We start from the raw sequence: 25,913 nt of genomic DNA, 5'->3' as shown, positions 1-25,913 counted from the left end.
ATTATTTACCTCCTAAAACGCTATGAATATAAATATTTGGATCAGTAAATGTTTCAGCGCCTTCTTTAATGATAGGGAACAGTACATCTGCCGATAATCCGAATAGGACTGTAATTACTGTCGATACTACTGCAATTGTAGTCAGGTATTTGACATTCACTTTCTGCGTTGTATCATAGCCTCTTGCCTCGCCGAAGAAACCTTTGAGGAAGATTCGAATCACTGAATATAGAACAATTAAGCTAGATAGGAGGACTATGATGCCGCTTAGGTAGAATCCCTTTTCAAATGTAGCCTGAACAATATAAAATTTCCCGTAAAAACCACTTAACGGTGGTATACCAGCAAGACTCAATGCAGCGATAAAGAATGTCCATCCTAAAATAGGATATCCTTGAATTAAACCACCAAACTTGCGTAAATCGGTCGATTTCGTAATCTTATACATCACTCCGATGAGTAAGAACAGTGAAGCTTTAACTAACATATCGTGAATCGTATAGTATATTGCGCCCATCATTCCTGCCTCGTTCATCATGGCAACGCCAACTAAGATAACGCCAACCGCTATCATAATATTGTAAAGAATAATCTTCTTCGTATCGTAATAGGCTATTGCGCCCACACATCCGAAAATGATTGTCAGTAACGCTAAGAAAAGAATCACATAGTGTGAAAAGCTAACCGTACTATTGAAGAATAAACTCAATGTTCTTGCAATGGCGTATACACCCACTTTGGTAAGTAGTGCACCAAAGAATGTAATAATAGCAACCGGTGGGGCATAATACGCACCTGGTAACCATACATACATAGGGAATACACCAGCTTTAGTGGCAAAGACGAAAATAAATAAGATAAAGACGATATTGACGAGACCACTATCGTGAACAGATAGATTAGATAATCTTTCACTAATATGTGCTAAGTTTAAAGTACCAACTACTGAATAAAGTACCGCGACACCCATAACAAAGAATGATGACGATACGACATTCACTAATATATATTTGATTGTTTCTTGGAGTTGAATTTTCGTGGTACCGATAACTAATAAACAATATGAAGACATTAAAAAGACTTCAAAGAATACAAACATGTTAAAGATATCACCAGTCGTAAATGCACCGATAATACCGATTAACATAAACATGATAGAAAAGTAATAGTAATAGCGTTCTCGATCTATACCAATGGAACGATATGAATATAAAATAATTAAAATCGTAATAACAATACTTGTGATGATAAGTAAAGCACTAAAAACATCTAATACAAACACAATGCTGTATGGTGCTTTCCATGAACCTAATTCTACTTTTAAAGGACCATCGTGTAATACATTTCTTAAATTAATGATAGCCACAATGAGTGTGAGTGCTGAACCAATCAGTGCAACATAACGCTTGATTATCGGGCGCTTTCCAATAAAGATGAGTAAAATTGCAGTTAGAATAGGTATCACAAGCGTTAAAACGAGCAAGTTACTCTCTGTCATCTTCCGGCGCTCCTTTCATACGTTCAACGTTATCTGTACCTAGTTCTTTATAAGTTCTAAAGGCAAGAACTAAGAAAAATGCTGTTGTAGCAAATGCGATAACGATAGCAGTTAAAATTAGTGCTTGTGGGATAGGATCGACATAGCTCGGAGTTCCTTTTTCATAGATAGGAACCGTACCATGTTTCAAACCGCCCATAGTAATTAAAAATAAATTTGCAGCGTGTGTTAGTAGCGTAGTCCCCATAATAATTCGTATCAAACTTTTAGACAAAACGAGATAGACACTAATTGCTGTGAGAATACCACTAACAAATATCATGATAATTTCCACTATTCGTTCTCTCCAATCGAAATAATAATTGTCATTACAGTTCCTACTACTGCACAAAGTACCCCAAAGTCGAAGAACATCGCAGTCGTCATATGCATAGGTTCAAGAAGGGGTAACGGAATGTCAAAAGTGACATGTGTGAAAAAGTTTTTTGACATGAACCAACTGGCAATAGGCGTACCTACGCAGAATAACAAACCTACACCTATTAGAATTTTAAAATCTAACGGGAAGACTTTACGCATTGTTTTAACATCGAAAGCGATTGTAATGACTAGAAGTGCACTCGCAAATAATAAACCTCCGACGAATCCTCCTCCGGGTGTATAGTGTCCAGCTAGAAATAGTGAGAATCCAAAGACGATGACCATGAAGAAAATGACGATAGCTTCGTATTGAAACATTAAGTTATTCTTTTGTCTATTCATGGTCAGTCACCTCGCTTGATTGATTTTTCTGTTTAAGGCGTAACTTAATCATTGTATATACACCTAAACCGGCGATACCTAATACAGATGATTCGAATAATGTATCCATGCCACGGAAGTCAACAAGGATAACGTTCACCATATTTTTGCCGTGTGCTAAATCGTAAACATGATCTTGATAATACTTCGTGATAGAGCCAAAATGTCTATTTCCATAACCGATTAGACCTAAAATAATGACTACTAAACCTACGCCAATAGAAATCAAAGCATTCGTAACTTTAAATGCAGGCTTTTCATTGTAGCGGTTAAGGTTAGGTAAATGATAAAAGCATAATAAGAATAAAGCTGTTGAGATAGACTCAACTACAAACTGAGTTAAGGCTAAATCCGGTGCTTTAAAGAATATAAATAATACAGATATTGCATAACCGACTGCACTCAACATAATAATGCTAAATAAGCGTGATTTCGCAAATATAATCAAGAATGAGGCAATAAGTAAGAATATCACGATGCCACCTTCAAATATACGAAGCTGACTTACATCTTTAAAGGTAATGTGAAATGGCACACTTAATAAGGTTACGAATGTAAGTAGTATTAAGATGCCAAAAATAATGACTAAATTATTTCTAGTAAAACCTGTAACATAGCTATTTGTTATATTTTCAGAATAGCCTGGAACTACACGACCTGTCGTGTCATACCAATAGTTAAACTTAAGTTGATTAGGTTGTGCTTCAAGTAAACGAACCCAATAACTAAATGTAAGAATAAGTAAAATTCCGACCACATAGATGACTAAAGTAGAGATAAATGCTGGCGTAATCCCATGGAAAAGATGGAATTCAGCAGTGATTCCAGTTGTTTGACTTACTGCTTGTGTTGCAGGTTCAATAATTGATTGAGTTAATATGCTTGGGAAAAGTCCAAATACCACAACTAATATAGTTAAAATAATTGGAGATAAAAGCATTAACATTGATGATTCATGTGCAGATTTCGGTAAACTGTCAGGTTTATATTTCCCAAAGAATATATGCATAATAAATTTAATAGAATAAACAAAGGTAAATATGCTTCCTACTATCGCAATAATTGGGAAAATAATACCTAATGTGTTTAAGCTCATTAAATCTGCATGAGTAACATCAATCATAGCCTCTAAAAACTTCTCTTTAGATAAGAAACCATTAAATGGTGGCACACCAGCCATACTTAATGCGGTGATGATAGTCATCGTGAATGAAATTGGCATGATTGTAAGTAATCCACCTAATTTCTTAACGTTACGAGTACCTGTAGCGTGATCTACACCACCAGTAATCATAAACAATGCACCTTTAAATGTAGCATGATTAATTAAATGGAAAATTGCAGCAACAAAACCTGCAACATACAGCTGGCTATCAGCACCTTGATAATGGTAACTCACAGCACCAATACCTAACATTGACATAATCATACCAAGTTGAGACACAGTTGAAAACGCTAGGATTCCTTTTAAATCCTGTTGTTTCGTTGCATTCAGCGATGCCCAAAATAGTGTGATAAGACCTACTAAAGTGATGGTCCACACCCAACCTTCAGAAATGGCAAAGATAGGTGTCATTCTTGCTACTAAATAAAGACCTGCTTTAACCATTGTCGCAGAGTGTAAGTAGGCACTTACTGGGGTAGGTGCTTCCATTGCATCAGGTAACCATATGTAAAATGGGACTTGAGCCGATTTTGTAAATGCGCCAATCATAACAAGTATCATTGCTAAGATAAAGTATGGACTGTTTTGAATCTCGCTCGCTTTTTCAATCATTGTTTGAATGCTGAATGTATCTGCAGCTAAAGATAAGAGGATGATACCTCCTAATAAACTAAGTCCACCTAACACTGTTAAGATAAGTGACTTTTGCGCACCATATATAGAAGCTTTCTTCTCTCTCCAAAATGAAATAAGTAAAAAGCTAGAAAATGAAGTTAACTCCCAAAATAGATATAAAATAATTAAGTTATCAGAGAGTACAACTCCTAACATTGCGCCCATAAATAGTAATAAATAACAATAAAAATTCCCGAGTTGCTCAGATTTACTTAAATAGCCAATAGAATATAAAACAACTAAGCTACCTATACCTGTGATGAGTAAACTAAACAACAGTCCGAGACCGTCCACATACAAATTGAAGTTCATTCCAAAATGTGGCATCCAATTTAAGGTTTTCATTACGGTATTACCTGACATCGTTATTGAAATTAAAGAAATAAAATAAATAAATAAGACAATTGGGACAGGTAATACAAACCATCCTAAGTGTATACGTTTAACGAATCGATATAGGATAGGAATAATGAGTGCAAATATTAACGGTAGGAGTACCGCAATATGTAACCAACTCACTATGTTGTCCTCCTTTAAAATATATTTATGAATAACATTATACATGAATGAACTTCTTCTGAAAAACCTCGTCAACGCTTATGGGCATTGATTTTAAAGGACTGTTAAATAAGAAGAAACACGTCAAAATTTGGGTAAAAATTTTTATAAATTCATGTCTATTGATGTTATTTTAATATGATTTTTATGTGAATTTTCTTTTATATTGAATTGAATAATCTTCTTTAAGTGCGTTTAAATTTTTAAGTGATAGACGTGCATGTTCAGAATCGTCTTCTTCTAATTGGTGTTCTAAATTTGTAATGGCTTGTTGAAGTGAATCTTCATAGTTCATTTCTTCAACGTTGAATTCTCTTAGTTGTGAACGTTTGGCGTAACGTTTTTCGAAGTGACTTAGTGCTTTGCGTTCATGGAAGAAGACACCTTCAGTTTCATTTGGATTGTGCAAATCACCTTGTTTAGGATGTTTAATCACTTGTTCCACTTGGACTAAGACTTGATCACCATCATCTTCTTTAATACTCACACCGTAGCTTCCTGTCTTGTGAGCAAATCGATATAACATGCTATATTCCTACCTTTCAAATGTGTTAATATATGCATATATCATAACACGAATGGAGAATTTAAATGACGAACTATCCTCAGTTAAATAAAGAGATTCAAGATAATGAAATTAAAGTTATCATGCATACGAACAAAGGTGACATGACATTTAAGTTATTCCCAGACATTGCACCTAAAACAGTTGAAAATTTTGTTACACATTCTAAAAATGGATACTATGATGGTGTGACATTCCACAGAGTAATCAATGATTTCATGGTTCAAGGTGGTGACCCAACAGCTACAGGTATGGGCGGTGAAAGTATCTATGGTGGTGCTTTCGAAGATGAATTTTCATTAGAAGCATTCAATTTATATGGGGCACTTTCTATGGCAAATGCTGGACCTAATACAAATGGTTCTCAATTCTTTGTCGTTCAAATGAAAGAAGTTCCTGAAAATATGTTAAATCAATTACTTGACGGTGGCTGGCCACAACCAATTGTGGAAGCTTATGGTGAAAAGGGCGGTACACCTTGGTTAGATCAAAAACATACTGTATTTGGTCAATTAATTGATGGTGAATCTACTTTAGAAGATATTGCGAATACAAAAGTTGGTGCACAAGATAAACCAGTTTATGACGTGGTTATCGAATCAATTGATGTTGAAGAATAAATTTAAAAGATAAACGTTTGAGCTTTAAGTTGTAATGTGTTGATGCAAACCATGCGACTTAAAGCTTTTTTATTTTGGTTAATCTTAGAAGTCGAGTGGGGTAGCATTACGTTTCGCACAATAATTTTTAGAATAATTGAAATTTATTATCGTTTTAGTTAGTCCAAAAAAATGATTTATGCTATGATATGTGTGTTAAGAAAAATCGAAATAAGGGGTTATCACGTTGAATAATCACTACAAAGTAGGTCAACATATCAAGGTACGTGTGACTGGTATTCAACCGTATGGCGCATTTGTTGAGACCCCTGACCATACTGAAGGACTTATCCATATCTCTGAAATCATGGATGATTATGTCCATAACTTGAAGAAATTTCTATCTGAAGGGCAAGTTGTTAAAGCTAAAATTTTATCAATCGATGAAGAAGGTAAACTGAACTTGTCTTTAAAGGATAATGATTACTTTAAAAATTATGAACGTAAAAAAGAAAAGCAGTCAGTCTTAGATGAAATAAGAGAGACGGAAAAGTATGGGTTTCAAACACTTGAAGAACGCTTACCGGTCTGGATCAAACAGTCAAAACGTGCGATTCGTAATGACTGAATGACTGTACATTCGTGCCATATGTGATGAAGCTTGCGAAGGACAAGTAATCACATAATAACGATAATCTTTACGACATTATCTCGTGAAGGTTATCGTTTTTTCTTATATTTAGGGAGATGGGGAGATAACGAAAATCATTTTACGAAATGATATTTCCGTATTTCTCTCATGTCATGCCCGCGACAAAGGGGCTTAACAATAGGAAGTATGCTATTGTAACTCATCTTTTTGTATTGGCTAGTTTTATATGCACGTGCAAGCAAATAATTAGGGTTGTATGAAACTTACATGATATATTCATGACAGCATTAAAATAAGGAGAGTATCAATAACATGAATAGTAAATATGAACCTTTATTCGAACCAGTCGTTTTACCGAATGGCGTAGAGTTACGAAATCGATTTGTTTTAGCTCCGTTAACCCATATTTCATCAAATGATGATGGTACGATTTCTGATGTGGAAGTACCTTATATTGAGAAGCGCTCTAAAGATGTCGGTTTAGCTATCAATGCAGCAAGTAATGTTAACGATGTAGGAAAAGCTTTTCCAGGACAGCCATCAGTTGCGCATGATTCAGATATAGAAGGATTAAAAACACTCGCACAAGCAATGAAGAAAAATGGTGCTAAAGCGCTCGTTCAAATTCATCATGGTGGCGCACAATCACTACCTAACTTAACACCTCAAGGTGATGTTGTAGCTCCAAGTCCTATGACCCTTAAAAGTTTTGGACAAGAAGAAGCTCATGATGCACGTGAAATGACATCAGATGAAATCGAACAAACTATTAAAGATTTTGGTGAAGCTACACGTAGAGTAATTGAAGCAGGGTTTGATGGTGTGGAAATTCATGGTGCTAACCACTATCTTATTCATCAGTTTGTTTCTCCTTATTATAATAGAAGAAACGATGTATGGGCTGATAACCTCAAATTCCCAATGGCTGTAATTAATGAAGTTGTTAAAGCTAAGAAAGAATACGCTTCTGATGATTTTATTATCGGTTATAGATTATCACCAGAAGAAGTTGAATCACCAGGCATTTCAATGGAAATCACTGAACAATTAATTAACCAAATCGCTAATGAACCACTAGATTATATTCATGTATCCATCATGGATATTGATTCTGAAACACGTGAAGGTAAATATAAAGGAGAAAATCGTCTTAAACTTATCCATCATTGGATTAATGGTCGTATGCCGCTTGTGGGTATAGGTTCAGTATTTACACCTGATGATGCGTTACATGCTGTCAATGACGTGGGTGTAGAATTAGTTGCATTAGGACGAGAAATCTTACTTGACTATGACTTCGTTGGTAAAATTAAAGACGGTCGTGAAGATGAAATTATTAACGAATTCGATCCTAATAGAGAAGATAAGCATCATCTACCACCAAATTTATGGCAACAATTCAATGAAGGATTTTATCCATTACCACGTAAAGATAAATAGGAAATAAGTTTAATCCAAGTTCTACTTTTAACATGTAGGGCTTGGATTATTTTTTATACCAAAATATTGCAAACTGTATTTTAAAAATTGTGAAATTATAGAAAGTTTTGCTTGTAAATTGTAACAGAGTTGTGTCATTATACTTGTAAGGGCTTTCATAAATAAAATATACTTTTTCTAACTCTAAAATATTGTTGTGAAGAATGCCTTTGACACAGTGTTTGTTGGATTTTCATTTTCAATCAAAAATAAGTATGAGAGCCGTAAGAAATAAGTTATGATATTGGTAATACGTTTTCATTATTTTAAAACAAAGGGGAGATATTATGACTAAATCTGAAGAAATTATTGAATTAACAAACCACTATGGGGCACAGAACTACGTACCACTTCCAATTGTTATTTCAGAAGCAGAGGGTGTATGGGTTAAAGACCCAGAAGGCAATCAATATATGGACATGCTTTCAGCTTATTCGGCGGTGAATCAAGGGCATCGTCATCCGAAAATTATACAAGCATTGAAAGATCAAGCAGATAAAGTCACATTAGTATCGCGTGCATTTCACAGTGATAACTTGGGTTTATGGTATGAAAAAATTTGTAAATTAGCAGGCAAAGATAAAGCGCTTCCGATGAATACAGGGGCTGAAGCAGTTGAAACTGCTCTTAAAGCTGCACGACGTTGGGCATATGATGTTAAGGGCATTGAACCTAACAAAGCAGAGATTATTGCGTTTAATGGTAATTTCCATGGACGTACAATGGCGCCTGTATCATTGTCATCTGAAGCGGAATACCAACGTGGCTATGGCCCATTATTGGATGGCTTCCGTAAAGTTGATTTTGGTGATGTAGATAAACTTAAAGCAGCGATTAATGAGAACACTGCTGCTGTCTTGGTAGAGCCTATTCAAGGTGAAGCAGGCATTAATGTACCACCAGAAGGCTATCTTAAGGCAATTAGAGAATTATGTGATGCGCATAATATTTTATTTATTGCAGATGAGATTCAAGCAGGGTTAGGCCGTTCAGGTAAATTATTCGCTACAGATTGGGACAATGTTAAACCAGACGTTTATATACTAGGTAAAGCATTGGGCGGTGGCGTACTTCCTATTTCAGTTGTCTTAGCTGATAATGATGTGCTAGATGTGTTTACACCTGGGTCTCATGGCTCAACATTTGGTGGAAATCCACTCGCATGTGCCGTTTCAATTGCGGCATTAGATGTCATTGTTGATGAAGATTTACCAGGTCGTTCATTAGAACTAGGGGAGTATTTTAAATCTGAATTACAAAAAATTGAACATCCTTCCATTAAAGAAGTTCGTGGTCGAGGTTTATTCATTGGTATTGAACTTCATGAAAGTGCTAGACCATACTGTGAAGCTCTAAAAGAAAAGGGTTTATTGTGTAAAGAAACACATGATACGGTGATTAGATTTGCACCACCATTAGTAATTACTAAAGAGGAATTAGACTTAGCGATAGAGAAGATTAAAAGTGTGTTTGAATAAGTTCAAAAAGTTGTAACATTCGCTTTGTAAACTCTTTAAAAAGCGTATACTTGTGTTACAATAACATTTGAAAGCGAAATCATTAGTTAAAAAAGAGGCGAATAGGATCATGACTGAGAATAATAATTTAGTGACTTCCACACAAGGAATTATTAAAGAGGCATTACACAAATTGGGATTTGACGACGGAATGTACGATCTTATTAAAGAACCATTAAGATTTTTACAAGTTCGCATTCCAGTGCGTATGGATGATGGTACCGTTAAAACATTTACTGGTTATCGTGCGCAACACAATGACGCTGTCGGTCCTACTAAAGGTGGGGTACGTTTCCATCCGGAAGTTGATGAAGAAGATGTTAAAGCATTATCTATGTGGATGACTTTAAAATGCGGTATTGTTGACTTACCATATGGTGGCGGTAAAGGTGGTATCGTTTGTGACCCACGTCAAATGAGTATTCATGAGGTTGAACGTTTATCTCGTGGTTATGTAAGAGCTATTTCTCAATTCGTTGGACCAAACAAAGATATTCCAGCACCTGATGTATTTACTAATTCACAAATTATGGCATGGATGATGGATGAGTACAGTGCACTTGATAAATTCAACTCACCAGGATTCATCACAGGTAAACCTATCGTATTAGGTGGTTCTCAAGGACGCGACCGTTCAACTGCATTAGGTGTTGTTATCGCAATTGAGCAAGCGGCTAAACGTAGAGGTATGAATGTTAAAGATGCTAAAGTAGTAATTCAAGGTTTTGGTAATGCTGGTAGTTTCTTAGCTAAATTTTTATATGACTTAGGTGCCAAAGTTGTTGGCATTAGTGACGCTTATGGTGCATTACATGACCCTAATGGTTTAGATATAGATTATTTATTAGATCGTCGCGATAGCTTCGGTACAGTAACAAACTTATTTGAAGATACAATTTCTAACCAAGAATTATTCGAATTAGATTGTGATATTTTAGTGCCAGCTGCGATTTCTAACCAAATTACAGAAGATAATGCGCATGATATTAAAGCTGACATTGTCGTTGAAGCGGCAAATGGACCAACGACGCCTGAAGCAACACGTATTTTAACTGAGCGTGGCATTTTACTTGTACCTGACGTACTTGCAAGTGCTGGCGGTGTAACAGTTTCTTACTTTGAATGGGTTCAAAATAATCAAGGTTATTATTGGACAGAAGAAGAAGTAAATGAAAAATTACGTGATAAATTAGTTACTGCATTCGATACAATTTATGAATTATCTCAAAATAGAAAAATTGATATGAGACTTGCTGCTTATATTGTTGGTATCAAGCGTACGGCAGAAGCTGCACGTTACCGCGGTTGGGCATAATAAGAATCAATTATAAAAAGACTTTGTGAAGCAATTTAAGCTAATCACAAAGTCTTTTTTATATTCATTATTGTTGTGTTTTTGAAACTGCTTTATATTGATCCGCATAATTTGTGAAGACACCATCGACGCCATACTGATTTAATCGTCTCATATCATTTACGTCATTAACTGTATAAGGATGCACTAAGAATCCTAAATCTTTAAGGTGTCGAGTGTTTTTAATATTTAAATCTGTATATTCTGGACCTACGCCAATCGCATAAGATTTAATTGCTTTTAAATCTTGTTCTGAGGCATTTAATAATTCAAATTTATTCATCAATCTGATGAGTGGGACATGTGAGTTCATTTGATGTAACTTTTGTAAGCTATCTCCAGAAAATGACTGCAACATCACGTGACCATTTTTTAATGAGTGATTAGAAAGCATACCATGTTGATTTAAAGTATTAAGTAACTGTTTCTCCATACCTGGATAAACATTAGGGGATTTTGTTTCAATATAGTAGTTCGCATTTTTACCATATCTACTTAAAATTTCATCTAATGTAGGTACTTTTGCGTTTTTATATTTTTTATTCGCATATTCAGGATGTGCTTTGTTAAACCAACTTCCAGCATCCAACTTTTTCAATTGTTTCAAAGTATAATGATCTACTCGACCATGACCATTAGTGGTACGGTCTACAGTCTCATCATGCATTGCGACTAAATGACCGTCCTTTGTTCGCTGTAAATCAATTTCTATGTATGACGCGCCTAATTCGTTATGGCTTTTATCATAAGATTGAAATGTATGTTCAGGGGCATATCCGCTTGCACCTCTATGCGCGATGGTAGTGAATTTTTCTCCAGTTAAATTTTTAGCCCATTTTTTGTGCTTATCATTTGTTTTACCACTTACAGAATCAGCTTCTGGTTGTCGTTTAAACTGATGATTATGAGAATTTTGATTTTTACTGGATTGTGTTGTAATGTTCGATGTTTGATGTGTTGCTGACTGTTGAGTTTGAGTAGATGTGCTTTTTGAATGGATAGAAGTGTTTTGGTTTCCTTTTAACCCAGTTTCATTGGCAAAAGTTGGTGCACTTACACTAGCTAGACCAATCGATAAAGCAGTCAAACTTGTGAAAATAACTTTTTTAGATTTGAACATAAAAACATCCTTTCAAATTAAAGTGATATCTTAAAATTACAATAATTTGAAAGGATGAAAGGCGATTTTACAATATATTAATTTAAAATTTAGTAACTTCAAAATTTATTAAAGTAATCTCAATAAACTGTATCATTTAGGTGTTTAATATTTACATTTGTGTTCTTATACTTACTAATTATGATTTAGCTAGTAAAGATTTAGCTACCTCTAATTGATGTTTTACAGATTCTTGTCCTGTTGATCCATAACTTTTACGACGTTTTAAGCAATTTTCCGGAGTTAAGTAGTCGTAAATATCTTCTTCAATACTCGAATGATGAGATTGATATTCAGATAAAGGTACATCTAGAAGGTAAATCCCTTGATGAATACAATCTAGAACAATCTTTCCAACGATTTCATGAGCTGTTCTGAAAGGCACATGCTTGCTTACTAAGTAATCTGCAAGTTCTGTTGCATTAGAAAAGTCTTTCTTCACAGTTTCACTAAGTCGATCTGTGTTAACTGTCATTGAAGCAACCATACCTTCAAATATACGTAAAGAACCTTTAATTGTGTGAATTGCATCAAATAGACCTTCTTTATCTTCTTGCATATCTTTGTTATATGCGAGAGGTAGCCCTTTGAGTGTAACCAACATGCTCATTAAGTGACCAGTCGTTCGACCAACTTTACCTCTGATGAGTTCAGCCATGTCTGGGTTTTTCTTTTGAGGCATAATTGATGATCCAGTTGAAAATGAATCTGATAGGGTAATGAATTTTGCTTCATCGGTTGACCAGAAAATGATTTCTTCGGCAAAACGAGAAAGGTGAACCATGGTAAGCGAAATATTATGCAATGTTTCTACGATGTAATCACGGTCGCTTACTGCGTCTAGACTATTTTCATATATATGCGCAAAGCCTAATAAATCTTGAGTTTCATGTCTATCAATCGGATGTGTTGTCCCACTTAAAGCTGCAGCGCCTAATGGGGAAATATCGATACGTTTCAGACTATCTTCAAAACGACCTTTATCACGTTCTAACATCCAGAAGTAAGTCAATACGTGATGTGCAAATGAAATAGGTTGTGCGCGTTGAAGATGTGTATACCCAGGCATAATTGTCTCAACATGTTGGTCAGCCAGATTGACAATCGTATGCTGGAAGGATTCAATGAGCTCAATAATATGTTGGACCTGTCCTTTCGTGTATAAATGCATATCTGTGGCCACTTGATCATTTCTACTACGTCCGGTGTGCAATTTACCTCCAGCTTCACCGATACGTTGGATTAATTCATGTTCAATATTCAGATGTATATCTTCTAAAGAAGCTTTGAATTCAATATGACCTTCATTGAAATCTTTTTGAATTTCTTTTAACCCTTTAATAATTGCCTCTGCTTCGTCTTGTGAAATAATACTTTGATTCGCGAGCATCGTTGCATGTGCAATACTGCCTTGTACATCTTGATTGATTAGATTTTTATCAAAATCTATTGAAGCATTAAAGTCATCAACCCAATCTTCAGGTTGTGCTTCAAATCTACCTCCCCAAGCTTTATTGCTCATTACTATAACCTCCATGTAACATCGCATTGACCTGTGTTGGTAATCCATAGATGTCGATAAAGCCAACAGCTGCTTCTTGATTAAATGCATCTTCTTTAGTGTATGTCGCAAGCTTTTCATCATATAAAGTATATGGAGACTGTCTACCATTAACGATAGCATTGCCTTTAAATAATTTAACTCTCACATCACCTTCAACATACTGCTGTGTACTATCTATAAAGAGTTTTAGACTATCTGTAAGAGGTGAGAACCATAGCCCGTTATATATTTGCTCTGAAAATTGCTTTTCAATAACAGGTTTAAAATGTGCAACATCTTTCGTTAACGTAATGGTTTCCAATGCTTTATGCGCTTTAAGTAATACTTCCGCACCTGGTGTTTCATAAATTTCTCTTGATTTAATACCTACCATTCTATTCTCAACATGGTCAATTCTTCCTATACCATGTTTCCCAGCAAGATTATTTAAGTACAAGATAAGGTCATCGAGTGGATAGGCTTTTCCATCGATTTGAACTGGAAGACCTTGTTTAAATGAAATGATAATTTCGTCAGCCTCATCTGGTGTCTCTTCAAGAGGTGTTGTTAAGTCAAATGCGTCTTCAGGCGGCGCAGCATAAGGATCTTCTAAAATCCCACATTCATTTGCTCTTCCCCATAAATTTTGGTCGATAGAGTAAGGTGAATCGTGATTAATTGATACAGGGATGTTGTGTTGAATCGCATAATCAATTTCTTCTTCTCTACTCCAAGCCCATTCACGAACTGGGGCAAAAGCTTTTAAGTTAGGATTTAATGCTTTGATTGCCACTTCAAAGCGTACTTGGTCATTCCCTTTACCTGTACAACCATGTGCAATACCTACAGAATTTGTTTTTTCAGCTATTTCTACTAACTTTTTGGCGATTAATGGACGAGAAAGTGCAGAAACTAATGGATATGCATTTTCATACATTAAATTCCCTTTAATTGCATAGCTCACATAATCATCGCTAAATTCTTGAGTTGCATCGATAATGTGACATTCAATTGCACCCATATCTAACGCTTTTTGGTATACCACGTCTAAGTCTTTTCCTTCTCCCACGTCTAGGCAACATGCAACAACATCGTAACCCTTATCAATAAGCCATTGTACAGCGACACTTGTATCTAAACCGCCTGAATAGGCTAAAACGATTTTTTCTTTCATAAGTTTACACCTCAAATAATTTTCAGAATTTTAATATGGCTACATCATAGCAGATTGTTAATGAAAATAAAACCATTTTATTACATAAATATTCAAAAGTAAAAATCCAGTTATTTTTATGTATAATGTTTAAAGTTCGATATAATAGTGTTTTTGATATATTTAAAAATTCTGTAAAATGAATAATATATTAATAGTAAGCTGAAGAGAGAAAAGCTTGTTTAATTATATTTTGTGATAAAAGTCACAGAAAACTCACTTTTCAATAGAAGAGTTAAACTTGTGAATTGAATAGCACATACAAACTTAGTAAAATTAATTTAGTACATAACATAGGAGGCAATAAGATGACTCATATTCAATTAGATTATGGTAAAACTTTAGAATTTTTCGACAAACATGAATTAGAACAACAAAAAGATATCGTTAAAACGATTCATCATACTATCCATAAAGGCACTGGTGCAGGTAACGACTTCTTAGGTTGGTTAGATTTACCAGTTGATTATGATAAAGAAGAATTTTCAAGAATTGTGGAAGCATCTAAACGTATTAAATCAAATTCTGATGTGCTTGTAGTGATTGGAATTGGGGGTTCATATTTAGGGGCACGTGCAGCAATCGAAATGTTAACTTCTTCATTTAGAACAAGTACTGAATATCCTGAAATTGTTTTTGTAGGAAATCATTTATCTTCAAGCTATACACAAGAATTAGTTAACTATTTAGCAGATAAAGATTTCTCAGTAAATGTAATTTCTAAATCTGGTACAACTACAGAACCTGCAGTTGCTTTCAGATTGTTTAAACAATTAGTTGAAGATAAATATGGTAAAGATGAAGCTAAGAAACGTATTTTTGCGACTACTGACAAATCAAAAGGCGCATTGAAACAATTAGCAGATAATGAAGGCTATGAAACATTTGTTGTGCCTGATGATGTAGGTGGAAGATATTCTGTATTAACTGCAGTAGGTCTATTACCAATTGCAACAGCAGGTATCAATATTGAGTCCATTATGATTGGTGCAGCTAAAGCTCGTGAAGAATTATCATCAGAAGATTTAGATCAAAACATTGCGTACCAGTATGCAACTATTCGTAATATCTTATATAGCAAAGGCTATACAACTGAAATGTTAATTAACTATGAGCCTTCTATGCAATATTTCAATGAATGGTGGAAACAATTATACGGTGAATCTGAAGGTAAAGATTTCAAAGGTATCTATCCTTCAAGTGCCAATTACACAACAGATTTACACTCATTAGGACAATATGTTCAAGAGGGACGTCGTTTCTTATTCGAAACAGTTGTGAAAGTCAATCATCCGAAACATGATATTACAATTGAAAAGGATAGCGATGATCTAGATGGATTAAATTACTTAGCAGGTAAAACAATTGATGAAGTGAATACGAAAGCCTTCGAAGGTACATTATTAGCACACACTGACGGTGGCGTTCCTAATATTGTAGTTAACATCCCTCAATTAGATGAAGAAACTTTCGGTTATGTTGTTTACTTCTTTGAACTTGCTTGTGCGATGAGCGGCTATCAATTAGGTGTTAACCCATTCAACCAACCTGGTGTTGAAGCGTATAAACAAAACATGTTTGCATTATTAGGTAAACCAGGATATGAAGATAAGAAAAAAGAATTAGAAGACCGTTTATAATATGTATTATGATTAGGTCTCGTTTTACCATATATCATTAAAAATAAATGCCAATGTCTTGAGTTATATACTCGAGGCGTTGGTATTTTTACGAGGCTGGGACATAATTAATTGTCTCAGCTTTCTTTAACATATTGGCAGTAGATGTCTGAATTGAAAGTGCACTTATATCAAGCTTCTTTCAATCCTAGCCATCCTTGCCGGCGGGGCCCCCAACACAGAGAATTTCTTTTTAAGAAATTCTACAAACAATGAAAGTTGGGTGAGGGACAACGAAAATAATTTTGCTAAATTATAGTTCTGTCCCACTCCCCATATTGCTCAATTTCATTCATAGAGCCTTACAACTAAGGACTGATTTATATTGTTAACAAAATTTTGTTGTTTCAAAAAGCGTAAATTACCACTATAATAATAAAGTAATATTAACCCTAGAAAGGATTTGATGTTTTGTCGTTTCATCAATTAGAAGAATGGTTTGACGTATTTCGGCAATTCGGATATATTCCTGGGTTCATCATGCTCTACCTTAGAGCAATTGTGCCTGTGTTACCTTTGACGCTGTATGTTGTACTATTAATGCACGCATATGGTTCAATTCCGGGAATTATCATCAGTTGGTTAGGCATCGTAACTGGTACATTTACAGTATTTCTAGTGTGTAAGAAACTTGTGAATACTGAGAGAATGAAAAGTGTTAAAAGAAGAAAGTCCGTTCAGAGACTTATAAGTTTTGTAGATAGACAAGGTTTAATACCTTTATTTATATTATTATGCTTTCCATTTACACCAAATACGTTGATTAATCTAGTAGCGAGTTTATCTCATATCAAAGTTAAGTATTACTTTATTGTATTAACTATTTCAAAACTAATTTCAATCACTATTTTAGGAGTAATGGGAAGGGAAGTAACTACCATTTTTACTAATCCGATACGCGCGCTTATTATGCTATTATTACTCGTTGCACTTTGGTTTATTAGTAAAAAAGTAGAAAAACATTTCATGGGTTCTACTAAGGAGTGAAAATGTGCGACGTGCGATTAAATATTTGATTTCCTTAATTTTTGCAATTATTATTGTACTATTCATTCAAAGCTTTATTATTATAGGCGCAGTCATACCAGATCAAAGTATGTCCCCAACTTTAAATAAAGATGATAGAGTGATTGTAAATAAAATTAAAGTTACCTTCGATTTACTTGACCATGGTGATATTATTATGTATCGACAAGATGGGCGAGTTCATTTTAGCAGAATCATTGGTAAGCCTGGAGAATCAATTGAAATTAGAAATCATCATTTATACAGAGATGATAGACGTGTAAATGATAAATATGCCAAACATAGACAAATCAATAACATTGCATTACGTGATATTAAAAATTCGGATGGAGATACAATTCCGCCTGGTTCATATGTCGTATTAAATGATAAAGATAGTGACAAATCAGACTCAAGACGCTATGGTTTGATTGACAAAAAGGATATCATTGGCGATGTAAGTTTAAAATATTACCCATTTAAAGAATTTGCCTATCAATTTTAGAAATTAGAAGAGGTGTAAAAATTGAAAAAAGAAATTATGGAGTGGATTGTCGCCATTGCCGTAGCGCTTGCACTTATATTTGCAATCAAAACATTTGTAGCTAAGCCATACACAATTAAAGGTGATTCCATGGATCCAACGTTAAAAGATGGTGAACGTGTCATGGTTAACATCATTGGTTATAAAATCGGTGGTGTTGAAAAAGGAAATGTCATTGTCTTCCACGCTAATAAAAAAGATGACTATGTCAAACGTGTGATTGGAACACCAGGCGATAGTGTTCAATATAAAAAGGATACATTATATATCAATGGTAAAAAGCAAGAAGAACCATATTTAAACTATAATGAAAAGCGTAAACAAATTGAGTATATTACTGGTACTTTTAAAGTTAAAGACTTACCAAATGCGAATCCTAAATCAAATGTGATACCTAAAGGTAAATATTTAGTATTAGGTGATAATCGTGAAGTAAGTAAAGATAGTCGTTCATTTGGTTTGATAGATAAAGATCAAATCGTAGGTAAAGTTTCATTTAGATTCTGGCCATTTAGCGAATTTAAATCTAATTTCAATCCAGATCACACTAAAAATTAAGCAAAAAAACTTAACAGAAGAACATCAATGATGGGGATTTCTATAAATAAATTTTATAGAGATCTCCATTTCTATTTATATTAGAATAAGACTTTGATGTGATAATATTAAAGGTAAAGGAGTGAGGGAATGTCATGGAATTAAATACATATATCGGTAGAGCTGGTACGGGCAAATCAGCATCTATGCTTGATTATATAAAGAACGAAATGAAACACGATCCATTAGGTGACCCTATTATTTTAATTGCTCCAACACAAAGTACATTTCAACTTGAACAAGCCTTTGTCAATGATCCTGAACTGAATGGTAGTTTAAGAACAGAAGTCCTTCACTTTGAAAGATTAAGTCATCGTGTTTTTCAAGAAGTGGGCGGGTATACAGAGCAAAGGTTATCTAAAGCCGCAATGGAAATGATGATTTATCACATTGTCCAGCAACATGAGTCAGAACTTAAATTGTACCGTTCGCAATCTAGATATTATGGATTCAGTGAAAAACTTGCTGAACAAATTCAAGACTTTAAAAAATATAGCGTCACACCTGACCATTTAGAACAATTTATTTCTGAACATCAATTACAAACGCGAACGCAACATAAATTAGAAGACATTTCTCTCATATACAGACATTTAGAAGCACGTATGAGTGGAGAATTTATAACGACAGAGGATAGTTTAGAGCAATTTATAGATCAAATGTCGCAATCAGAATGGTTAAAACGTGCCGAAATATTTATTGATGGTTTCCATAACTTTTCAACACTTGAATATAGAATGATTGAAGCCCTTGTTCAACACGCGAAGAAAGTGACAGTACTATTAACCACGGATGGTAATCAAGACCAGTTTAGTTTATTTAGAAAGCCCTCTGAGGTTTTGACTCACTTAGAGGACATTGCCAGTCACTTAAATATTGAGCTGAATAAAACACAATTTAATCATCGTTACCGTTTTGAAAATAAGGACCTCAAACATTTAGAAAGTGACTTTGATGCGTTACAAATGACGCCACAAGGGCATTCAAATGCTATAGAAATACTTGAATCTTCCAGTATGCGAGAAGAAGTGAATGAATTAGCACGAAGAATCTTAAGAGACGTGCGCGATCATCAATTAAGGTTTCAAGATATTGCAATTTTGTATCGTGATGAGTCATATGCCTATTTATTCGACTCTATTTTTCCTTTGTATGATATTCCTTTTAATATAGATACGAAAAAATCAATGTCACATCATCCAATCATGGAAATGATTCGCTCTTTAATAGAAGTGATTCAATCCAATTGGAATATTAATGCCATGCTACGTTTATTCAAGACTGACATACTGACGTCGCAACTTAAGAATAGTAGTTATTTGATAGATTTACTTGAAAATTTTGCCCTAGAACGTGGTGTTTATGGTAAACGCTGGTTAGATGAAGACATTTTTAATGTTGAGCAGTTTAACAAGATGGGGCGTAAATCACATGCTTTAACGCCTGAAGAACGTGAAACATATGAAGAAGTCATTCGTCTGAAGAATCATGTGATCGATAAAGTACTTTATTTTGAAAAAGCGATGAGCGAAGCAACTACTGTAAGAGATTTTGCGACTGCTTTTTACGAAAGTATGGAATATTTTGAATTACCTAATCAACTGATGACAGAAAGAGATGAATTAGATGTAGCAGGCGCGCATCAACAAGCTGAAGAAATTGACCAAATATGGAATGGTTTCATACAAATATTAGATGACTTAGTTACTGTATTTGATACACAAGATATGTCTTTGAAACAATTTCTTGAGGTGTTCGATATAGGTTTAGAACAACTTGAGTTTGTTATGATACCTCAAACATTGGATCAAGTTAGTATCGGTACAATGGATTTGGCTAAAGTGGATAATAAGCAACACGTTTATATGGTAGGTATGAATGATGGTTCCTTGCCACAGCCAGTATCTTCTTCTAGTTTGATTACTGATGAAGAGAAAAAATATTTCGAACAAAATGCTGATATAGAATTAAGTCCTACTTCAGATATTTTACAAATGGATGAAGCATTTGTTTGTTATATTGCTATGACACGTGCACGTCAGAAGGTGACATTTTCATATAGTTTAATGGGCAATTCTGGTGATGAAAAGGAAATCAGCCCGTTTCTATCACAAATTAAAGACATGTATCATCATTTAGAGATCACTAACATTCATCAAGAACATGAAGAACAACCAATCAGTCTAATGCAACATGTTCATCAAACTAAAATTGAATTATTTGATGCCTTACGTGCGTGGTTGGATCAAGAGGATGTAGATATAAGATGGCTCGATGCGTATCAAGTTATACGAGATGATGAGCGACTCAATCGAGGTCTAGACTATTTAATCACATCACTTACGTACGACAACGAAACAATACAACTTAACGAATCTTTAACGCAACAATTGTATGGCAAAACAATCAATGCAAGTGTGTCTCGTTTTGAAGGTTATCAACAATGTCCGTTTAAACATTATGCTTCACATGGTTTACGTTTAAATGAACGTACCAAGTATGAATTACAAAATTTTGATTTAGGAGATATTTTCCATTCAGTGCTGAAACATATATCTGATCGCGTTGAAGGAGACTTTAAAAATTTAGATCGCAAGAAAATCAGAGCATTAACAGAAGAAGCGCTGGAAATGATTTTACCTAAAGTTCAATTTAATTTATTAAATTCTTCGGCGTATTATAAGTATTTATCTAGAAGAATAGGTTCAATTGTAGAGACAACATTAAGTGCATTGAAGTATCAAACTGGATTTTCAAAATTTGTACCTCAAAGATTCGAAACAGGTTTCCGCAAATCTCCTAAAAATAAAGAGGAATTGGTAGCACAACCTTTACACACTAAACAAGGTATTCCTATTAATATTCGGGGGCAGATTGACCGTATTGATACGTATACTAAAGGTGATCATAGTTATGTTAATATCATTGACTATAAATCATCAACGAGCAGCGCTACATTAGATTTAACGAAAGTATATTACGGTTTGCAAATGCAGATGATGACCTACATGGATATTGTTTTGCAAAATCAAGAAAGATTAGGTCTCACAGATATTGTTAAACCTGGTGGTCTACTTTATTTCCATGTTCATGAACCGCGTATTAAATTTGAAAATTGGTCCAAAATTGATGAAGAAAAATTAGATAAAGAATTAATTAAAAGCTTTAAGATGAGTGGTCTTCTAAATAGTGATGAAGAAGTCATTGATGCGATAGATAGTCGTATGGAACCAAGTTTTACTTCGGATATTGTCCCTCTTGGTTTAACAACTAAAGGTGCAATCAGTAAGAATACAAGTCGTGTAGCCGATGAAGATGTTATTCGCCAATTTATTCAACATAACAAAAATAATTTCATTGAGACTGCGACACATATTATGGATGGTCACACTGAAGTGGCACCTTTAAAATACAAAAACACATTGCCGTGTCAATTTTGTAGTTATCAATCTGTATGTCATGTCGATGGCATGATAGATAGTAAACGTTATCGCACAGTAGATGAAACCATTAAACCCCTGGAATTAATTCAAAAAATGATCGACGAAGGTGGTGACAAGTGATGATTCCTACTAAACCGAATGATGTGATTTGGACTGACGCGCAATGGCGCAGTATTTATGCGAAAGGTCAAGACGTACTTGTTGCTGCTGCAGCAGGATCAGGTAAAACAGCTGTCTTAGTAGAACGTATTATTCAGCGTATCTTAAGAGATAAAATTGATGTTGACCGCTTATTAGTCGTAACATTTACAAATTTAAGTGCACGTGAGATGAAACATCGTGTTGACCAGCGTATTCAAGAAGCTTCAATAGAAGACCCGAATAATGAACATTTAAAAAATCAACGCATTAAAATCCATCAAGCTCAAATCTCAACGTTACATAGTTTTTGTTTGAAATTAATTCAACAACATTATGACGTATTAGATATTGATCCGAATTTCAGAACAAGTAATGAAGCTGAAAATGTGTTGTTACTCGATCAAACGATTGATGATGTTTTAGAACGCCATTATGATATTTTAGATCCAGATTTTATAGATTTAACCGAACAATTATCATCTGATAGAAATGATGATCAATTTAGAGACATTATTAAACGTATGTACTTCTTTAGTATTGCGAATCCTAATCCTTTCGAATGGTTGAATCAATTATCTCATCCTTATAGAGATGAAGAACAACAAGCTCAATTATTAAAATTATTAAATGATTTGGCTATGATTTTCTTAAAAGCAGCTCATGAAGAAATACAAAAGAGTTTCGATTTATTCTCTATGTTAGAGGATGTGGAGAAACATTTAGAAGTCGTTGAAGATGAGTGTCGATTTGTTTCTAAAGTGATAGAAGGAGAAGTCATTCACACTGACACGCTTGTGTCTCATCAATTTGTAAGTCGTTTTCCTTCTATATCCAAGAAAATTAAAGAAACAAATGAAGGTATGGAAGAGGCATTAAACGACGCTAAGAAACACTATGATCATTATAAAGCACTAGTCACTGAAGTGAAAAATAACTACTTTTCAAGAAGCGCAGAAGATTTGAAGTTAGATATGCAAAAATTGGCACCGAGAGTAGCATATTTAGCTCAAATCGTTAAAGATGTGATTGAGGCGTTTAGCAAGCAAAAGCGTAGTCGCAATTTATTGGATTTCGCAGATTATGAACACTTTGCCTTACAAATTCTCACTAATGAGGATGGGACACCTTCTCACATTGCCGAAACGTATCGAGAACACTTTAAAGAAATACTTGTCGATGAGTATCAAGATACAAACCGTGTACAAGAAAAGATTTTGTCATGTATTAAAACGGGTGACGAACATAACGGGAATCTGTTCATGGTAGGTGATGTAAAACAGTCGATTTATAAATTTAGACAGGCTGATCCCAATCTTTTTATTGAAAAATACAATCGCTTTACATGTGACGGACAAGATTCAGGTATGGTTATTGACTTGTCACAAAACTTCCGCTCTAGACAAGAGGTACTCTCTACAACAAATTATTTATTTAAACATATGATGGATGAAAATGTAGGAGAAATCACCTATGATGATGCGGCTCAACTTTATTACGGTGCGCCATATGATCAAGCTGAGAATCCCGTACAACTTCGTGCATTAATTGAAGCGGATAAGGAATCTAGTGATTTAACAGGAAGCGAACAAGAGGCGGACTACATTGTTGAACAAGTAAAAGATATCATCGAAAATAGACAAGTTTACGATATGAAATATGGGACGTATAGAAATGCGACCTACAAAGATATAGTCATATTAGAGAGAAATACTGATAATGCTCGTAATCTTCAACAAGCGTTTAAAAATAGTGACATTCCTTTTCATGTTAAGAGTAAAAAAGGATACTTTGAACAAACTGAAGTACGACTCGTATTATCTTTTTTACGAACTGTAGATAATCCTTTGCAAGATATTTATCTTGTTGGTTTAATGCGTTCAGTGATTTATCAATTTACAGAAGATGAATTAGCTGAAATTCGAGTGATAAGTCCTAACGATATCTATTTCTATCAATCAATAGAACATTATATTAATGATGACAACGCAAATGCTCAACTTGTTGATAAGTTAAAACGATTTATTAAAGATATAAAAAAATATCAGATTTATAGTCAAAGTGAACCTGTTTACCAGTTAATTGATAAATTTTATAACGACCACTTTGTTATTCAATATTTTAGTGGTCTTCTCGGTGGCAAGGGTAGAAGAGCTAATCTTTATGGACTCATTAATAAGGCTATAGAATTCGAAAATTCTAGCTTTAGAGGATTGTTCCAATTTATTCGATTTATTGATGAATTGATTGACCGTGGAAGAGATTTCGGTGAGGAAAATATTGTTGGGCCGAACGATAATGTCGTTAGAATGATGACTATTCATAGTAGTAAAGGTTTGGAATTCCCATTCGTCATCTATTCTGGCCTTTCTAAGAAATATAATGAAAGCGATCTGACTAAGCCAGTCATTTTAAATCAACAATATGGTTTAGGTATGGATTATTTCGATACTGAAAAGGAAATGATATATCCATCTCTATCTTCAGTAGCTTACAGAGCAATTAATAGTAAAGAACATATTTCTGAGGAAATGCGATTAATTTACGTCGCATTAACACGTGCGAAAGAACAACTCATCTTGATAGGTAGGGTTAAAAAAGAAAAAGAATTAACCGATCTTGAACAATTAGCAATATCTGGGAATCATATTGCTGTAAATGAGCGTTTAACTGCTAAGAATTCATTTAAATTAATCTATAGTATTCTTGCAAAGCATCAAAGTGCGTCATTACCTCATGATCAGAAGTTTGAACAGGATATTGAAACACTCAATTCTGAAATGAAGCCAAGGGTATCCATCGTTGTAGATCACTACGAAGATGTTTCTACTGAAGAAGTTACCCCTGAAAATGAACGCCGAACAGTGAGTGATATTGATGATATCAATAGTGGCAATGATGACGTTAAAGCTAAAATTCATCAACAACTGACGTATCAATATCCATATCAAGAGGATACTTTGAAACCTTCAAAACAGTCTGTGTCTGAATTAAAACGTCAACTTGAAACAGAAGAAAGTGACACGAATTACGACAGAGTCAGACAATATCGTATTGGTGTTGCCACATATGAGCGCCCTCGATTTTTAAGTCAAAATAAAAAGCGTAAAGCTAATGAAATCGGTACTTTAATGCATACAGTCATGCAACATTTACCTTTTAAAGAAGGGCGTATGACTAGAGAAGAGCTAGACCAGTATGTGGATGAATTAATCGAACGTAATATTATTGAAGAAGATGCTAAAGCAGATATTAAATTTGATGAGATGATGAGTTTTATTGAAAGTGATCTGTATATGCAAATCGCACAAGCGGATAAAGTGTATACTGAATTACCATTTGTTGTGAATCAAGCGAAAGTAGATCAATTGCCTGAGTCGGAAGAAGACGTTTCAATTATTCAAGGTATGATTGATTTAATCTTCCAAAAGGATGGAGCATACTATTTCGTTGATTATAAAACAGATGCATTTAATAGAAGAAAAGGTATGACTGATGATGAGATTGGTCAACAACTTAAAGAAAAGTATCAAATTCAAATGAAGTATTATCGTAATACGTTAGAGACAATACTTAAACAACCAGTTCAAGGATATCTCTATTTCTTCAAATTTGGTATGTTAGAAATTGATAAATAATCGAACAAATAAAAAAATAAAAAGTTAAAAATTTGCCATGTTTCTCGTAAGCGTATCGCATTCGAGAACATGGCTTTTTTAACAACTAAGA

19 protein-coding genes are annotated in these 25,913 nt (G+C 34.3%); 11 read left to right on the top strand and 8 right to left on the bottom strand.

The genetic code is table 11. The features are described 5' to 3' along the window. Position 1: 1 nt before the first annotated feature. The 5 genes from mnhD1 to JMUB898_RS09810 all read right to left on the bottom strand — a co-directional run bounded on the left by mnhD1 (position 2) and on the right by JMUB898_RS09810 (position 5,223). The gene (gene mnhD1, locus JMUB898_RS09830; RefSeq protein WP_002441782.1) at positions 2-1,498 is read right to left on the bottom strand and encodes a Na+/H+ antiporter Mnh1 subunit D; all 1,497 of its coding nucleotides are present in this window, start codon (positions 1,496-1,498) and stop codon (positions 2-4) included. Beyond that, positions 1,485-1,832 carry a Na+/H+ antiporter Mnh1 subunit C gene (mnhC1, locus tag JMUB898_RS09825; RefSeq protein ID WP_044466322.1) on the bottom strand — a complete coding sequence of 116 codons (348 nt, stop codon included), beginning with the start codon at positions 1,830-1,832 and terminating at the stop codon, positions 1,485-1,487. Before mnhC1 ends, mnhD1 begins: the two co-directional genes overlap by 14 nt. Then, positions 1,832-2,260, bottom strand: a complete 429-nt coding sequence (mnhB1, locus tag JMUB898_RS09820; protein ID WP_126501993.1) for a Na+/H+ antiporter Mnh1 subunit B — start codon at positions 2,258-2,260, stop codon at positions 1,832-1,834. Before mnhB1 ends, mnhC1 begins: the two co-directional genes overlap by 1 nt. Continuing rightward, positions 2,253-4,658: a Na+/H+ antiporter subunit A gene (locus JMUB898_RS09815; RefSeq protein ID WP_037541244.1), complete on the bottom strand. Its 2,406-nt coding sequence runs from the start codon at positions 4,656-4,658 to the stop codon at positions 2,253-2,255. Before JMUB898_RS09815 ends, mnhB1 begins: the two co-directional genes overlap by 8 nt. 184 nt (positions 4,659-4,842) lie before the next feature. Further along, the gene (locus JMUB898_RS09810) at positions 4,843-5,223 is read right to left on the bottom strand and encodes a kinase-associated lipoprotein B (RefSeq protein ID WP_002441791.1); all 381 of its coding nucleotides are present in this window, start codon (positions 5,221-5,223) and stop codon (positions 4,843-4,845) included. Between the two features lie 65 nt (positions 5,224-5,288). Between JMUB898_RS09810 and JMUB898_RS09805 the strand changes: the two genes are divergently transcribed. From JMUB898_RS09805 to JMUB898_RS09785, 5 genes are all read left to right on the top strand, one after another. Continuing rightward, positions 5,289-5,882, top strand: a complete 594-nt coding sequence (locus JMUB898_RS09805) for a peptidylprolyl isomerase (RefSeq protein ID WP_002441794.1) — start codon at positions 5,289-5,291, stop codon at positions 5,880-5,882. Positions 5,883-6,108: 226 nt separating this feature from the next. Next, positions 6,109-6,489 (top strand): S1 domain-containing post-transcriptional regulator Ygs, encoded by a 381-nt coding sequence (ygs, locus tag JMUB898_RS09800; RefSeq protein WP_002441796.1) that lies wholly within the window; start codon positions 6,109-6,111, stop codon positions 6,487-6,489. A gap of 336 nt (positions 6,490-6,825) precedes the next feature. After that, positions 6,826-7,953: an NADH-dependent flavin oxidoreductase gene (locus tag JMUB898_RS09795; RefSeq protein WP_002441797.1), complete on the top strand. Its 1,128-nt coding sequence runs from the start codon at positions 6,826-6,828 to the stop codon at positions 7,951-7,953. A 326-nt stretch (positions 7,954-8,279) separates the two neighbouring features. Continuing rightward, positions 8,280-9,470: an ornithine--oxo-acid transaminase gene (locus JMUB898_RS09790; protein ID WP_044466321.1), complete on the top strand. Its 1,191-nt coding sequence runs from the start codon at positions 8,280-8,282 to the stop codon at positions 9,468-9,470. A 109-nt stretch (positions 9,471-9,579) separates the two neighbouring features. Continuing rightward, entirely contained in the window at positions 9,580-10,824 is a 1,245-nt protein-coding gene (locus tag JMUB898_RS09785) for a Glu/Leu/Phe/Val family dehydrogenase (protein ID WP_002441801.1), read from the top strand. A gap of 67 nt (positions 10,825-10,891) precedes the next feature. Here the strand turns inward: JMUB898_RS09785 and JMUB898_RS09780 are convergent, their stop codons facing one another. From JMUB898_RS09780 to JMUB898_RS09770, 3 genes are all read right to left on the bottom strand, one after another. Continuing rightward, positions 10,892-11,983, bottom strand: a complete 1,092-nt coding sequence (locus JMUB898_RS09780; RefSeq protein WP_002441802.1) for a glycerophosphodiester phosphodiesterase — start codon at positions 11,981-11,983, stop codon at positions 10,892-10,894. 178 nt (positions 11,984-12,161) lie between these two features. Further along, positions 12,162-13,544 (bottom strand): argininosuccinate lyase, encoded by a 1,383-nt coding sequence (argH, locus tag JMUB898_RS09775; protein ID WP_044466320.1) that lies wholly within the window; start codon positions 13,542-13,544, stop codon positions 12,162-12,164. Further along, the gene (locus JMUB898_RS09770) at positions 13,534-14,739 is read right to left on the bottom strand and encodes an argininosuccinate synthase (RefSeq protein ID WP_002441806.1); all 1,206 of its coding nucleotides are present in this window, start codon (positions 14,737-14,739) and stop codon (positions 13,534-13,536) included. The genes argH and JMUB898_RS09770 overlap by 11 nt, the downstream gene beginning before the upstream one ends. Before the next feature lie 347 nt (positions 14,740-15,086). Between JMUB898_RS09770 and JMUB898_RS09765 the strand changes: the two genes are divergently transcribed. The 6 genes from JMUB898_RS09765 (at position 15,087) to addA (ending at position 25,822) form a co-directional block, all read left to right on the top strand. Next, positions 15,087-16,418: a glucose-6-phosphate isomerase gene (locus JMUB898_RS09765; RefSeq protein ID WP_002441807.1), complete on the top strand. Its 1,332-nt coding sequence runs from the start codon at positions 15,087-15,089 to the stop codon at positions 16,416-16,418. Between the two features lie 450 nt (positions 16,419-16,868). Next, positions 16,869-17,444 (top strand): TVP38/TMEM64 family protein, encoded by a 576-nt coding sequence (locus JMUB898_RS09760; protein ID WP_037541249.1) that lies wholly within the window; start codon positions 16,869-16,871, stop codon positions 17,442-17,444. A gap of 4 nt (positions 17,445-17,448) precedes the next feature. Continuing rightward, positions 17,449-17,967, top strand: coding sequence for a signal peptidase I (gene lepB, locus JMUB898_RS09755; RefSeq protein WP_002441809.1), 519 nt, complete (start codon positions 17,449-17,451; stop codon positions 17,965-17,967). Positions 17,968-17,988: 21 nt separating this feature from the next. After that, complete coding sequence (gene lepB / locus JMUB898_RS09750) at positions 17,989-18,564, top strand: signal peptidase I (protein ID WP_037541252.1); 576 nt, start codon at positions 17,989-17,991, stop codon at positions 18,562-18,564. Positions 18,565-18,698: 134 nt separating this feature from the next. After that, on the top strand, positions 18,699-22,166 hold the full coding sequence (addB, locus tag JMUB898_RS09745) for a helicase-exonuclease AddAB subunit AddB (RefSeq protein WP_002441811.1): 3,468 nt from the start codon (positions 18,699-18,701) through the stop codon (positions 22,164-22,166). After that, on the top strand, positions 22,166-25,822 hold the full coding sequence (gene addA, locus JMUB898_RS09740) for a helicase-exonuclease AddAB subunit AddA (protein ID WP_126514796.1): 3,657 nt from the start codon (positions 22,166-22,168) through the stop codon (positions 25,820-25,822). Before addB ends, addA begins: the two co-directional genes overlap by 1 nt. Positions 25,823-25,913: the final 91 nt, after the last annotated feature.

The organism is Staphylococcus caprae (genome assembly GCF_003966625.1).
In the GTDB taxonomy this organism is placed as follows: domain Bacteria; phylum Bacillota; class Bacilli; order Staphylococcales; family Staphylococcaceae; genus Staphylococcus; species Staphylococcus caprae.
The sequence above is the reverse complement of the archived record's forward strand: the minus strand, read 5'-3'. Positions and strand labels throughout refer to the sequence as shown.

Coding starts and splice junctions, on each gene's coding strand:
- mnhD1 (WP_002441782.1), bottom strand. CDS start 1,498: ATGACAGAGAGTAACTTGCTCGTTTTAACGCTTGTGATACCTATTCTA.
- mnhB1 (WP_126501993.1), bottom strand. CDS start 2,260: ATGAATAGACAAAAGAATAACTTAATGTTTCAATACGAAGCTATCGTC.
- JMUB898_RS09810 (WP_002441791.1), bottom strand. CDS start 5,223: ATGTTATATCGATTTGCTCACAAGACAGGAAGCTACGGTGTGAGTATT.
- JMUB898_RS09805 (WP_002441794.1), top strand. CDS start 5,289: ATGACGAACTATCCTCAGTTAAATAAAGAGATTCAAGATAATGAAATT.
- JMUB898_RS09795 (WP_002441797.1), top strand. CDS start 6,826: ATGAATAGTAAATATGAACCTTTATTCGAACCAGTCGTTTTACCGAAT.
- JMUB898_RS09790 (WP_044466321.1), top strand. CDS start 8,280: ATGACTAAATCTGAAGAAATTATTGAATTAACAAACCACTATGGGGCA.
- JMUB898_RS09785 (WP_002441801.1), top strand. CDS start 9,580: ATGACTGAGAATAATAATTTAGTGACTTCCACACAAGGAATTATTAAA.
- JMUB898_RS09780 (WP_002441802.1), bottom strand. CDS start 11,983: ATGTTCAAATCTAAAAAAGTTATTTTCACAAGTTTGACTGCTTTATCG.
- argH (WP_044466320.1), bottom strand. CDS start 13,544: ATGAGCAATAAAGCTTGGGGAGGTAGATTTGAAGCACAACCTGAAGAT.
- JMUB898_RS09770 (WP_002441806.1), bottom strand. CDS start 14,739: ATGAAAGAAAAAATCGTTTTAGCCTATTCAGGCGGTTTAGATACAAGT.
- JMUB898_RS09765 (WP_002441807.1), top strand. CDS start 15,087: ATGACTCATATTCAATTAGATTATGGTAAAACTTTAGAATTTTTCGAC.
- addB (WP_002441811.1), top strand. CDS start 18,699: ATGGAATTAAATACATATATCGGTAGAGCTGGTACGGGCAAATCAGCA.
- addA (WP_126514796.1), top strand. CDS start 22,166: ATGATTCCTACTAAACCGAATGATGTGATTTGGACTGACGCGCAATGG.